This window comes from Polynucleobacter sp. MWH-HuK1 (assembly GCF_018881815.1).
Taxonomy (GTDB): Bacteria; Pseudomonadota; Gammaproteobacteria; order Burkholderiales; family Burkholderiaceae; genus Polynucleobacter.
In genome coordinates this window covers 658,831-672,455 of record NZ_JACVPP010000001.1, presented here as the reverse complement: position 1 = coordinate 672,455, position 13,625 = coordinate 658,831, and the positions used below count along the sequence as shown (strand labels likewise).

Below are 13,625 nucleotides of genomic sequence, written 5' to 3'. Positions count from 1 at the left end.
AATTATCAAGCTTTTAGAAACTCTGCACGAGATCCAAGCCAGCGCTCTAGGTGGCGCTCCACCAGATCCACGTGCTCGGCAAGCAAACGATCAGCTGCCTGCTGCGCAAGCTCAATCAACCAGGCATCGCGTTGGAGATCTACAAAGCGCAACATGGCATCGCCTGACTGCTTCGCACCGAGCAACTCCCCCGGACCACGAAGTGATAAATCACGCTCTGCAATTACAAATCCGTCCGAGGTCTCGCGCAAGGTTTGTAAGCGTTCTTTAGCGGCCATTGAAAGTGGCTCGGCATACATCAAGATACATACTGAATCTGCAGACCCTCTTCCTACACGCCCGCGTAATTGATGAATCTGAGCATAACCAAAACGCTCCGCATGCTCAATCACCATTAGTGCAGCGTTAGGCACATCGACCCCTACCTCAATCACCGTAGTGGCAACCAGAAGTTGAATGTCATTTGCCTTAAAGGCAGCCATTACTGCCGCTTTTTCTTCTGCCTTTAATCTGCCATGAACCAAGCTCACCTTAAAGCCAGGCAAAGCTTGAGTCAGCTGTTCAAAGCTTTCTGTAGCTGTTTGTAATTGCAGCGCTTCAGACTCTTCGATGAGCGGGCAGACCCAATAGGCCTGAAGTCCTTTTGATAACCAACTTTGTAAACCACCGATCACTTCATCACGGCGGCTAGCTTTAACTACTTTAGTAGCAATCGGTTTACGGCCAGGAGGTAACTCATCAATGACAGAAACATCCAAATCAGCGTAGTACGTCATTGCTAATGTTCTAGGTATGGGAGTTGCAGACATCATTAACTGATGACAGTAAAACAATTCTGATCCGACGCGTTGCTGAATCTCTAAACGTTGTCTCACACCAAAGCGATGCTGTTCATCAATCACTGCCAAGCCTAGTTTGGCAAAGCTCACGCTTTCTTGAATAAGCGCATGCGTGCCAACAATAAGTTGGGCCTGCCCATTTTCAATCACCTCTTGAGCCAGTCTCTTCTCTTTCGCTTTTAGGCTACCTGATAACCAAGCAATTTTTACCCCTAAAGGTTCAAACCATTCCTTCATCTTTAGGTAATGTTGCTCAGCCAAAATCTCTGTAGGCGCCATGATGGCAGCTTGATAACCATGATCCATGACCCGCGCTGCAGCCAAGGCAGCAACTACAGTCTTACCACTACCGACATCCCCTTGGAGTAGGCGATTCATAGGAAAAGACTTAGAGAGATCCCCGCTAATTTCTGACCAAACGCGATCTTGCGCATTTGTTAATTTAAAAGGTAAAACTTTCAACAAGCCTTCTTCAAGAGAATGCACTCTAGCCTTATCTTTACCCTCATCCTGAAACTTATGAAAGCTTGGTGCATGACGTTCGCGACGAATAGCATGCGCTCGCTTTAAAGAGATTTGTTGAGCCAATAACTCTTCAAATTGCACCCTACGCCAGGCGGGATGCGTACGCTCTAGCAATGATTGGGTATTGGCGTCAGCAGGAGGTTGATGCAAATAGGTGATTGCAGATTGCAAACTGGGCCAATCATTGCTGGGTAATAGCTCTGCCATCAATTTTTTAGGCAAGAACTCTGCCAAGCTATCTTGCAAGCTGGGGTGACGCAAAGCTTGTGTAACTGCTTTACGAATAACAACCTGTGAAACACCAGCGCTTGCTGGGTAGACTGGAGTAAGGCTATTTGGTAACGGCGCATCTGGAGTTACAGCGCGTACAGTCGGATGAACCATCTCCGAGCCCTGGAAACCATTTCGTACCTCACCACGCACTCGAACATGGACGCCGACCGCCATCTGTTTTTGCTGGCTGGGATAGAAATTGAGAAAGCGTAGATTTAGAGTCTCGGTCTCATCCTCAATAGTGACAATCATCTGTCTTCTGGGTCGAAATAAGACCTGGTTGCGAATCACAACGCCTTGCGTCTGTGCTGAGGCGAGCCTACCCTGGGCAATGGCTTCTTCAATAGTGAGCAACTCTGTCTCATCCTCATAACGGGATGGCAAGTGCAAAGCAAGGGCCATAGGGCTGTCTAAACCCATTTTTTGGAGTGTGCTTGGCGGTTGTTTATTAGTCATCGTTAAAATCTAATACCTGATGGTAACGCTATGCAACTTTCCGACTTCAATTACGAACTTCCCGCTGAACTAATCGCCCAACATCCCTTGGCGAATAGAACCGATAGTCGCCTCTTAGAGGTCAGGACTGATGGGCTAAATGACGCCCAATTGGTAGATCGACAGTTTAAGGACATTCTTAGCCTCGTTCAGCCTAGGGACTTATTAGTCTTCAATGACACCAAGGTTATTCCGGCTCGACTACACGGCAAAAAGGAGACCGGTGGCAATGTTGAACTCCTGATCGAACGCATTAGTGGCGAAATGCAGGCTTGGGTACAAATTAGAGCTTCTAAGGTACCAAAGACTGGCAGTATTGTTCATATTCACAATAAAGCAGGCGAAACATTTCCAGTAGAGATGATTGGATATGACGGGCGCTTCTATGAAGTCCGCTTTCCTGAAAATGTATTTTCTTTGCTTGAGCGCTTTGGCGAACTCCCTCTGCCTCCTTACATCGAACATCAACCAGATGGTGAAGATGCGCAGCGCTATCAAACGGTGGTAGCTAAAAACCCAGGTGCAGTTGCCGCCCCAACAGCAGGCCTACATTTTGATGAAGCAATTTTGCAAAGGATCAAAGATTTGGGTGTAAATCAAGCAACTGTCACATTGCATGTTGGCGCAGGAACATTTACTCCGGTGCGCGAAGAAGATCTCTCAAAACACAAGATGCACTATGAGTGGTACTCCATTCCAAATGAAACTTTAGAGGTAATCCAGACGACCAAGAACAATGGTGGCCGAGTAATTGCTGTAGGCACTACCAGCCTTCGAGCCCTAGAGAGTCAAGCAGCAAGCGGACAAAACAGCGGTGAAACTAATCTCTTTATCACCCCGGGCTATCAATTTAAAGCGGTGGATTGCTTGCTAACCAACTTTCATCTGCCAAAATCTACTTTATTAATGTTAGTTAGTGCATTAGCAGGAGTGGATAACATTCGTGCCGCCTATCAACACGCCATTTCACAGAAGTATCGTTTCTTTAGTTATGGAGATGCGATGTTTCTTTGCCGACTCGAGAATACAAAATTATGACCAAACCAGTTCACTTCAATATTTTGGCGCGCGACTCTCAGAGCCCAGCGCGACTTGGTCAGCTTGACCTCCCACACGGCAGCGTACAAACGCCAATCTTTATGCCTGTTGGTACGTACGGCACGGTGAAGGCCATGACACCTCGTGATTTGCATGAAGCTAAGGCGCAAATTATTTTGGGAAACACTTTTCACCTTTGGCTAAGACCAGGGTTAGATGTCATCAAAAAACATGGCGGCCTTCATCGCTTCATGGGGTGGGACAAACCAATTCTGACTGACTCCGGGGGCTTTCAAGTATTTAGCTTGGGCGCATTACGCAAGATCTCTGAAGAGGGCGTCACATTTGCCTCGCCTATTAATGGCGACAAATTATTTATGTCCCCAGAAGTGTCGATGGAAATTCAAGCGGTACTCAATAGCGATATCGCTATGCAGTTTGATGAATGCACTCCTTATGAGATTAAGGGTCAACCCACTTCTGAAAAAACTGCACGCGCCTCGCTAGAAATGTCACTTCGTTGGGGTGACCGTTCACTCAAACGCTTTCGCGAACTAGAGACTGGCAACGGTCTATTTGGGATTGTCCAAGGCGGCATGTTTGAGAATATGCGCGAATTTTCTCTAGATGCTGTCAGCCAGCAAGGATTTGATGGAATTGCAATTGGCGGACTCTCCGTTGGCGAACCCAAGCCCGAGTTTGAGCGCATTCTCAATTTCACCGCCCCTAAACTGCCAGAACATATGCCTCACTATTTGATGGGCGTGGGCACTCCAGAAGACCTGATATTGGGGGTCAGCTTGGGCATTGATATGTTCGATTGCGTGATGCCCACCCGTAATGCTCGTAATGGCTGGCTTTTCACCCGTTTTGGAGACCTAAAACTGCGTAATTCTGGATATAAGGACGATGATCGCCCTGTAGACCCAACCTGTGCCTGCTATACCTGCCAAAACTTCACAAGATCCTATTTAAATCACCTCCAAAAGGCGAATGAGATCCTGGGGTCCCAACTCAATACCATCCACAACCTGTCCTACTACCTGCAGCTTATGACTGAGGTCCGCGAGGCACTTAGTAAGGACCGCTTTAGCGCCTATCGTGAGGAATTTCACAGCAATCGCCAGCGCGGCGTAGAGCCTGGGCAGGACTAATAGCCCTACAGGGGGCTCAACCCCCTTCAAATCACCTCCAAAGCCCCACACAGTTTAGAATTGCGGGTTACGGCCTCAGGTTTAAAGGTCGAAAAAATCAGCAGTTTTTAATCGGTAATTAATGGAGGTTTTGTATGTGGATTAGTAACGCTTTTGCCCAAGCTCCTGCAGCGGGCGCAGATTCCGGTGGCTTGATGAGCTTCCTCCCTTTGATTTTGATGTTTGCAGTTTTGTACTTCATCATGATTCGCCCACAAATGAAGCGTCAAAAAGAAACTAAAGCAATGCTCGAATCATTAGGCGTTGGCGATGAGGTAGTTACTGTTGGCGGCATCATGGGCAAAGTAACAGCACTCAAGGACCAAGTAGTGACTGTTGAAATTTCTGCCGGTACTGAAGTACAAATGCAAAAAGGCGCTATCACTACAGTATTGCCAAAAGGCACACTGAAGTCTGCTTAATGCATCCGCTTAATTTGTTTGTTTAAAAGTATCTCAATATGAATCGCTACCCTCTCTGGAAATATCTAGTCATCGCCATTGCATTACTGATTGGCGGACTATATTCACTACCCAATTTCTATGGTGAGGCTCCAGCGGTTCAAGTCTCGTCTGCCAAACCAACCATCAAGGTTGATTTGGCAACACAGGCTCGGGTTGAGAAAATTCTGACTGAAGCGAGCATTGGCAACACCGGCATCTTCTTTGAAGTCGCTGGCAATGTAGGCTCAATCAAAGTACGCTTCAATAACACCGATATTCAATTGCGTGCACGTGATCTCTTGCAGCAAAAATTGAATAATGATCAAAATGATCCTAACTACACTGTTGCATTAAATTTACTATCCAATACACCAGGATGGCTTAATGCAATTAATGCATTACCTATGCCTTTAGGACTGGACTTGCGTGGTGGCGTGTACTTCCTCCTGCAGGTAGACATGAAAGGTGCGGTTCAGAAGAAGGTTACTTCTTTAGCAACGGATATTCGCAGTCAATTGCGCGATAAAAATATTCGTCATCAAGGCATCGAGCGTGGCGCTGACTTCATTTCCATTAGCTTTGGTAGCACTGCTGATGCTGAGGCGGCTCGCTCTGTATTAATGACAGCACAACCGGAATTGATTTGGCAGGTCAAGCCTACCGGGCTATCACCAAAAGTGATCGGTGAATTTAAGCCTACCGCCTTAAAAGAAATTCAAGATAACGCTGTTAAGCAAAACATCATCACATTAAATAAACGCGTGAATGAACTCGCCGTTAAAGAGCCTGTCATTCAGCAGCAAGGTGCCGAGCGTATTGTGGTGCAACTACCAGGCGTACAAGATACAGCGCGTGCCAAAGATATTATTGGTCGTACAGCCACACTCGAATCACGCTTAGCAGATCCACTCGTATCCACCATCGCCTTAGGCGAAACTCCTCCTCCAGGCATGGATACCTTCCGCTTTGGCGAAAACCGTTTGGGCGTATTTAAAAAATCAGTGATCTTTAGTGGCGACCGCATAACTGATGCAAGCGCTGGCTTTGATCAAAACCAACGCCCTGCCGTCAATATCTCCTTAGATGCTGCTGGCGGTCGCGTCATGCAGGAAGTGACCCGTGAAAACATTGGCAAACCAATGGGCATGATTTTGTTTGAAAAAGGCAAAGGCGAAGTACTCACGATAGCCACCATTCAAAGTGAATTTGGTTCTAAGTTTCAAATCACCGGCCAGCCTACCACCGAGAGCGCCAATGACTTAGCTCTCTTGCTACGTGCAGGCTCATTAGCAGCGCCAATGGAAATCATTGAAGAGCGCACTATCGGACCAAGCTTGGGAGCAGAAAATATTGAGAAGGGCTTTAAGTCTCTCTTAATTGGTTTTGGTGCTATTGCCATCTTTATGATGGCTTACTACTTATTATTTGGCACATTCTCAGTTATGGCCTTAGCAGTCAATTTGCTCTTGCTCATTTCAGTGCTTTCCATGTTGCAAGCCACACTCACCCTGCCAGGCATTGCAGCGATGGCATTGGCACTCGGTATGGCGATTGACTCTAACGTATTGATCAACGAACGTATTCGCGAAGAGTTGCGCAACGGAGCGTCCCCACAAACCGCTATTGCAGTGGGTTTCGATAAAGCTTGGGCAACCATCCTAGACTCTAACGTCACCACTTTAATTGCTGGTCTAGCCTTATTAGCCTTTGGTTCAGGCCCCATTAAAGGATTTGCAGTAGTTCACTGCCTAGGTATTCTGACTTCAATGTTCTCGGCTGTCTTCTTCTCACGTGGCCTTGTCAACCTCTGGTACGGCAGACATAAGAAGATTCAAAAACTCGCTATCGGCCAAGTTTGGCGCCCACAGGAGAAATAAGCCATGGAATTTTTCCGCATCAAAAAAGATATCCCCTTTATGCGCCATGCATTGGTGCTCAATGCGATTTCTTTAATTACCTTTTTAGCAGCTGTCTTTTTCCTCTGGCATAACGGCCTGCACCTCTCCATCGAATTTACTGGTGGCACGGTTATGGAAGTTAGCTATCCACAAACTGCGCCACTGGACTCTATTCGCGCTAAGGTTGAGAAGCTTGGTTATGCAGATACCCAAATCCAAAACTTTGGTAGCTCACGCGATGTGATGATTCGCCTGCCATTACAAAAAGATGCTGAAGGCAAGCTCATCTCCTCAGCCGATCAAAGTACAGCAGTAATGCAAGTGCTGGATCCAGCAGCAACAGGTGTAAAGCTCCAGCGCGTTGAATTTGTTGGTCCGCAAGTTGGGCGTGAGCTAGCAATTGATGGATTAATGGCATTGCTATTTGTGATTATTGGCATTGTGGTTTATCTCTCATTCCGCTTTGAGTGGAAATTTGCGGTTGCCGGCATCATCGCGAACTTACATGACATCGTCATCATCTTGGGTTTCTTTGCCTTCTTCCAATGGGAGTTCTCACTTTCAGTTTTGGCAGCGGTCTTAGCGGTTCTGGGCTACTCAGTAAACGAATCTGTGGTGATCTTTGACCGTATTCGCGAAAACTTCCGCAAATACCGCAAGATGAATACCCGCGAAATCATCGATAACGCAATCACTAGCACTATCAGCCGTACGGTTATTACCCACGGTAGTACAGAGATGATGGTTTTGGCTATGTTGATCTTCGGCGGCCCAACGCTCTTCTACTTTGCATTGGCGCTGACCATTGGTATTTTGTTTGGTATTTACTCTTCAGTCTTCGTTGCTGCAGCACTAGCTATGTGGCTTGGCGTTACGCGTGAAGATTTAGTAAAGGGTGACAAAAAGCCAGATGACGAGGCGCGCAAAGATGATCCCAACTACGGGGCGCGGGTTTAAGTAAGTAATTTAGTTTGTTTGATCAAGGGCAGCTAAGATTCTATTGGTTGCACCTTGATGTTTCACTAAGTAGGTCTTCGCTGCCTCGCTCATTTTCTTGAGCTCAGCAGTATTTAAGAGCAATTCTTTTAAAGATTCCATTAAAGCAATTGGCTCGGTTAAGAGAAGTTCTCCCTTAATTCTTTTCGCTGCGCCACTATCAATTGCATCTAAAGCGGCCTGCTGAAAGTTATAAGTGTGCTCACCCAATAGAACTGGGCAGCCAGCTGCACAGGCCTCAATAAGGTTTTGACCCCCAAAAGGAAGCAGGCTTCCGCCCATCAACACCAAGTCCGAAGCACTGTAATACATTGGCATCTCACCCATGGAGTCGCCCAAAACAACATCCAAGTCATCGCACTCACTCGGAATGCCTGACCACTCGCTACGCTTACGAAACCTTAAGCCAATGTTATTGATCTGATCAGCTACTTCAGTGAAGCGTTCCGGATGGCGTGGTACCAAACATAACAAGGGAGGTACAGAGAGGGCATGACTTAAAAGCAAATCATTCCAAGCTTTGAGAATGATAGCCTCCTCGCCATCGCGCGTACTTGCAGCGCATACCATTAAACGATTGTCTGAGTGCATGTCGTGTTGCCAAACCTTACCTTGCTCCACGAGACCGGGATATAAGGGAACATCAAACTTGAGGTTACCTACTATCTGCACATCCTTTACACCCAAGCTTTGATAACGTTGCGCATCAAATTCAGTTTGAGCCAAGATACCTGCGAACGCTTGAAACAAAGCGTGCCCCGCTTTGCCAAAACGATTAACTCGACGTGCACTACGCTCTGATAAACGGGCATTAACCAGAAACAGAGGTAAGCCAATTTCTTTGCAGCGAAAGACAACAGTTGGCCAAGCTTCGGTTTCCATAAATAGGCCGAGCTTCGGCTTAAAGACCTTCAAGAAATGTTCTACAGCCCAACAAATGTCATACGGCAAATAGACTTGTCGAATTTGTCCGGAGGCGATCTCTTTAGCAAATAATTGTTTACCAGTGCGGCGCCCATTCAATGTCATGTGAGTGAGGAGAATCGACTCACCTCTAGCCAAATAAGCATCAATCAATGGCTGCGCAGCGCGGGTTTCACCTACAGATACCGCATGAATCCAAATGAATCCTTGATTAATGGGCTTGGTGTAGCCAAAACCCAGACGCTCCGGAATGTGATGTAGATAAGAAAATGCATGGCGTGCGCGCCAAGCCAATCGAACAAATGCCAATGGCAACAAGAGATGCCACAGCAATTGATAAATAGCAAACCAGATCTGAGGACGCGCCCCGTATTCTGAATTGGTAGTCAAACTCACTTTTTCAGACGTTCGGTCAACTCGACCGCCTTACCCAGATAAGAAGATGGGGTCATCTCTAATAGGCGTGCTTTTGCATCCTCAGGAATCTTCAAGCCACGAATAAAGGTTTGCAAATCGGCTTGATTAATACCTTTGCCACGAGTCAATTCTTTTAACTGCTCGTAGGGATTCTCAATACCATAGCGACGCATCACCGTTTGCACTGGCTCAGCTAATACTTCCCAGCACGCATCTAAATCAGCAGCAATTGCTGGAAGGTTTACTTCCAGCTTGCCAAGTCCACGCAGGGCACTGTCATAAGCCAATACGCTATGGCCAAAGGCTGGACCCAAATTGCGTAACACAGTGGAATCGGTAAGGTCACGCTGCCAACGAGAGATTGGTAATTTTTCAGCAAGGTGACGTAGCAACGCATTGGCAACACCTAAGTTACCTTCTGAGTTTTCAAAGTCAATGGGGTTTACTTTGTGCGGCATTGTGGATGAACCAATCTCACCTGCTTTAGTGCGCTGCTTAAAATATCCAACAGAAATATAGGCCCAGAAGTCACGATCCATATCCAAGAGGATTGTATTGGCACGAGAAATCGCATCAAAAAGTTGAGCCATACCATCGTGTGGCTCAATCTGAATAGTGTATGGATTAAAGGTCAAACCTAAACGCCTCTCCACTACGTTCTTAGAGAAGCTTTCCCAATCAAAATCAGGGTAAGCGGACAAGTGGGCGTTGTAGTTACCAACAGCACCATTCATCTTGCCTAGCAAAGGTACTGCTGCAATTGCATCGATCGCACGTTCTAAACGCTTAGCAATATTTGCAATTTCTTTTCCAAGAGTACTTGGTGAAGCAGGTTGTCCGTGGGTACGCGAAAGCAGCGGCACATTAGCATGCTCAAGGGCTAAGTCAGTCAGAACGGAGAGTACTTTGCGAAGTTGCGGCAAAAGCACTTCATCACGTGCGCCACGCAGCATCAAACCATGTGAGGTGTTGTTGATATCCTCAGAGGTGCAAGCAAAATGAATGAATTCACTCGCTTTTAGCAAATCAGGACGACCAGCAACTTTTTCTTTTAAGAAATACTCAACCGCTTTTACGTCATGGTTAGTAACCGCTTCAATATCCTTAATACGCTGAGCATCCTCATCTGAAAAATTCTCAGGAAGAGATAGCAAGAACGCCTCATCAGCAGCATTAATTTTCGGCACATCAGGCAAACCAGCTGCAGCCAGAGCTAAAAGCCAATGAATTTCCACAAACACACGCTGACGCATAAATGCCGCCTCAGAAAGCCAAGGACGCAAAGCATCTAGTTTTCCGGCATAACGACCGTCTAGAGGGGAAAGAGCATTAAGGGTAGAAAGCGGCTGACTCACAAATATTGCCTTTGCATTGAAGATGTCAATAAAAGCCGATTTTAATGCGTTTGGAAGTCCAGCAAACCCCAATTAGGATGGCTATACTTGATCCCATGAAACTCATCGGATCCCTCACCAGCCCCTATGTGCGTAAAGTACGTATTGTTTTTAACGAGAAAAAGCTCGATGTTGACCTCGAATTAGAGAATGTTTGGGCCGCAGATACCAAAATAAGCGCCATAAACCCTCTAGGGAAGGTTCCTTGCCTTATTTCTGACGACGGGGAAGCTATCTACGACTCCCGCGTCATCGCCGAGTATGCGGATGGCCTGAGCCCTGTCAGCAGGCTTATTCCTACCGAAAACCGGGAGCGTGCCGCCGTTAAAACCTGGGAAGCCCTGGCAGATGGAATTATGGATGCCGGCATTTTGGCTCGTTTGGAGCGCACCTTGCGCCCAGCAGAGCAACAAAGCCAAACTTGGTATGACCGCCAAATGGGCAAGATCGATGCCGCCCTTCGTGAGATGTCTGAGCAGCTTGGTGAAAATGCATGGTGTCATGGCAATCAAATGACCTTGGCAGATATCGCCGTTGGTTGCGCAATTGGATATTTACTGTTTCGGTTTCCCGAAGTGAAATGGCAAGCCCAATATCCAAACCTAGATCGTCTATATCAAAAATTATTGCAGCGACCTTCGTTTATGGAAACTATACCGCCCGCTGCTTAATCAACAGATTGCTTAAATAAAAATGCCAATCAAAACTGATTGGCATTTTTGTATCTGATGACTGATGAAAATTATGCGGAAATGATTCCGCCACCCAAACAAATTTCACCGTCATAAAGAACGGCTGATTGTCCGGGCGTTACTGCCCACTGTGCATCTAAAAAGCTTAATTCAAAACTTTGCGCATCATTACCTGCAATTAAGCTGCAAGCTGAGTCAGCTTGACGATAACGCGTCTTGGCCGAATAACTGCCAGGCATTGGCGCCGCGCCAGATACCCAGCTAGCGTCCATTGCAGCAAGCTTGTGAGCCAATAGCCACGGGTGCTCGTGACCTTGGGCTACATAAAGAGTGTTATTCGGAATATCTTTACGCGCCACATACCAAGCATCACCATTGCCATCCTGACTACCGCCTAAACCAATACCTTTGCGCTGACCTAAGGTAAAGAATGCTAAGCCCATATGCTCACCAACAGTCTTATCCTCTGGCGTTTTAATGGGACCAGGTATGCGAGGTAAATAGCGGTTTAAGAATTCTCTAAAAGGACGCTCACCAATAAAACAAATTCCAGTGGAGTCTTTTTTCTTTGCATTATGCAAACCAATTTGCTCAGCGATTTTTCTAACTTCCGTTTTATGAATTTCTCCTAATGGAAACATAACATTGGCTAATTGCTGCTGAGTTAAGCGATGCAAGAAATAACTTTGGTCTTTGCTCGCATCAACTGCTTTTAATAATTGAACTTTTCTGCCCTCATGACGCACACGTGCATAGTGCCCAGTAGCGATCGCATCCGCACCCAAACTCATGGCGTGATCCAAGAATGCTTTGAACTTAATTTCGGCATTACATAAAACATCTGGATTAGGTGTTCGCCCTGCAGCGTATTCGCGCAAAAAGTCGGCAAAAACGCGTTCACGGTATTCAGCAGCAAAATTGACTGCCTCCACGTCAATTCCAATCATATCTGCCACAGAAACCACATCTAGCCAGTCCTGGCGTGCAGAACAGTACTCGTCGCTGTCATCATCCTCCCAATTCTTCATAAAAAGGCCAATAACTTCAAAACCTTGCTGCTTGAGCATCCAGGCAGCAACCGACGAATCCACCCCTCCAGACATGCCAATAACGACTTTCTTGGTCTGGGACGATGGGATTGCGGAAGAATTGAGCGGGATCATCAAAAAATGCGAGAATTCAATATAAGCTGATAAACCTTATTGTAGAAGCCTTAAAGAAAGTTGGCGCAATTCTAGATAGGCCTAAAGAGCTTTAGGTATAGGGGTATGTATATATACGCAATTGCGTATATATACACATAAAATAGATTTTTTGAAAAATTTTGCTTTTGGAGACATGCCATGCGCATAGGAGTGCCACTGGAAACAAGGCCTGGGGAATCTCGAGTAGCCGCCACACCAGAAACCGTTAAAAAACTCATTGGTCAAGGTCATACCGTAGTCATTCAAAAAGACGCTGGCGTAAAAGCCAGTCAACCTGACTCTGCATACGAGGCTGTCGGTGCAACTGTTGGCAGCGCTGCGGATGCGTTTGGTGCTGAGATTGTTCTTAAAGTGCGAGCTCCTGAAGCCGCCGAGTTAAAACAAATTAAATCTGGTGCCGTACTCCTTGGAATGCTCGATCCATTTGATAACGACATGATTGCCGCAATGGCCGCTCAAGGTGTTACTGCATTTGCATTGGAAGCTGCGCCGCGTACAACACGTGCCCAAAGTATGGACGTCTTATCTTCTCAAGCAAACATTGCTGGATATAAAGCCGTCATGGTTGCTGCGAATGAATATCAACGCTTCATGCCAATGCTCATGACTGCTGCGGGCACTGTTAAAGCGGCTCGCGTACTCATCTTAGGTGCTGGTGTTGCTGGCTTGCAAGCGATTGCTACGGCAAAGCGTCTCGGTGCAGTGATTGAAGCATCAGATGTTCGTCCTGCTGCTAAAGAACAAATTGAATCTCTAGGCGCTAAGTTTGTTGACGTTCCTTATGAGACTGATGAAGAGCGTGAAATTGCTCAAGGTGTTGGCGGCTATGCACGTCCTATGCCTGAAGCTTGGATGAAGCGTCAGGCAGCCTTAGTTGCCGAACGTGCTCAACAAGCAGACATCGTTATTACTACTGCGTTGATTCCTGGACGCAAACCTCCAGTCCTCCTTCATAGCGACACCGTTGCCAATATGAAACCTGGCTCTGTCGTAATTGACTTAGCTGCAGGCAAAGGAGATAACGGTTCTGGTAACTGCCCTTTGACTCAGGCAGACAAAGTAATTGATGTAAATGGCGTAAAGATTGTGGGCTATACAAATTTAGCCAGCATGGTTGCAGCGGATGCATCTGCGCTCTACTCACGCAACTTGCTCGATTTCATGAAGCTCATTGTGGACAAAGAGGCGAAGTTGGTGATCCCAACTGATGACGATATTGTCACCGCTTGCTTAATGTGTCGTGATGGCCAAGCCATTCGCAAAAACTAACAGTAAAAAACACTAAGGAAACAT

11 protein-coding genes are annotated in these 13,625 nt (G+C 46.6%); 7 read left to right on the top strand and 4 right to left on the bottom strand.

Annotation, left to right across the window (positions count from 1 at the left end; translation table 11 throughout):
* Nucleotides 1–5 precede the first annotated feature (5 nt).
* Nucleotides 6–2,093, bottom strand: a complete 2,088-nt coding sequence (gene recG / locus ICE93_RS03555; protein WP_216185670.1) for an ATP-dependent DNA helicase RecG — start codon at nt 2,091–2,093, stop codon at nt 6–8.
* Between the two features lie 30 nt (nt 2,094–2,123).
* Here recG and queA point away from each other — a divergent pair, with 30 nt between their 5' ends.
* The 5 genes from queA to secF all read left to right on the top strand — a co-directional run bounded on the left by queA (nt 2,124) and on the right by secF (nt 7,661).
* The gene (queA, locus tag ICE93_RS03550; protein WP_216185668.1) at nt 2,124–3,170 is read left to right on the top strand and encodes a tRNA preQ1(34) S-adenosylmethionine ribosyltransferase-isomerase QueA; all 1,047 of its coding nucleotides are present in this window, start codon (nt 2,124–2,126) and stop codon (nt 3,168–3,170) included.
* Nucleotides 3,167–4,324, top strand: coding sequence for a tRNA guanosine(34) transglycosylase Tgt (gene tgt / locus ICE93_RS03545; RefSeq protein WP_216185666.1), 1,158 nt, complete (start codon nt 3,167–3,169; stop codon nt 4,322–4,324). The genes queA and tgt overlap by 4 nt, the downstream gene beginning before the upstream one ends.
* A gap of 134 nt (nt 4,325–4,458) precedes the next feature.
* Complete coding sequence (gene yajC / locus ICE93_RS03540) at nt 4,459–4,785, top strand: preprotein translocase subunit YajC (protein ID WP_068320905.1); 327 nt, start codon at nt 4,459–4,461, stop codon at nt 4,783–4,785.
* A 38-nt stretch (nt 4,786–4,823) separates the two neighbouring features.
* Nucleotides 4,824–6,683 (top strand): protein translocase subunit SecD, encoded by a 1,860-nt coding sequence (gene secD / locus ICE93_RS03535; RefSeq protein ID WP_216185664.1) that lies wholly within the window; start codon nt 4,824–4,826, stop codon nt 6,681–6,683.
* A gap of 3 nt (nt 6,684–6,686) precedes the next feature.
* On the top strand, nt 6,687–7,661 hold the full coding sequence (secF, locus tag ICE93_RS03530) for a protein translocase subunit SecF (protein ID WP_216185661.1): 975 nt from the start codon (nt 6,687–6,689) through the stop codon (nt 7,659–7,661).
* 9 nt (nt 7,662–7,670) lie between these two features.
* Here secF and ICE93_RS03525 read toward each other — a convergent pair whose 3' ends face one another.
* Nucleotides 7,671–9,020, bottom strand: a complete 1,350-nt coding sequence (locus ICE93_RS03525) for a 3-deoxy-D-manno-octulosonic acid transferase (protein ID WP_370624587.1) — start codon at nt 9,018–9,020, stop codon at nt 7,671–7,673.
* Nucleotides 9,017–10,396 carry an adenylosuccinate lyase gene (purB, locus tag ICE93_RS03520; RefSeq protein WP_216185658.1) on the bottom strand — a complete coding sequence of 460 codons (1,380 nt, stop codon included), beginning with the start codon at nt 10,394–10,396 and terminating at the stop codon, nt 9,017–9,019. Before purB ends, ICE93_RS03525 begins: the two co-directional genes overlap by 4 nt.
* Nucleotides 10,397–10,491: 95 nt before the next feature.
* Between purB and ICE93_RS03515 the strand changes: the two genes are divergently transcribed.
* The gene (locus ICE93_RS03515) at nt 10,492–11,106 is read left to right on the top strand and encodes a glutathione S-transferase N-terminal domain-containing protein (RefSeq protein ID WP_216185657.1); all 615 of its coding nucleotides are present in this window, start codon (nt 10,492–10,494) and stop codon (nt 11,104–11,106) included.
* 71 nt (nt 11,107–11,177) lie between these two features.
* On the opposite strand, the gene mnmA is transcribed toward ICE93_RS03515, so the two are convergent.
* Complete coding sequence (gene mnmA / locus ICE93_RS03510) at nt 11,178–12,290, bottom strand: tRNA 2-thiouridine(34) synthase MnmA (protein ID WP_216185655.1); 1,113 nt, start codon at nt 12,288–12,290, stop codon at nt 11,178–11,180.
* Nucleotides 12,291–12,470: 180 nt separating this feature from the next.
* Between mnmA and ICE93_RS03505 the strand changes: the two genes are divergently transcribed.
* Complete coding sequence (locus ICE93_RS03505) at nt 12,471–13,601, top strand: Re/Si-specific NAD(P)(+) transhydrogenase subunit alpha (RefSeq protein WP_216185653.1); 1,131 nt, start codon at nt 12,471–12,473, stop codon at nt 13,599–13,601.
* The last annotated feature ends 24 nt before the right edge of the window (nt 13,602–13,625 follow it).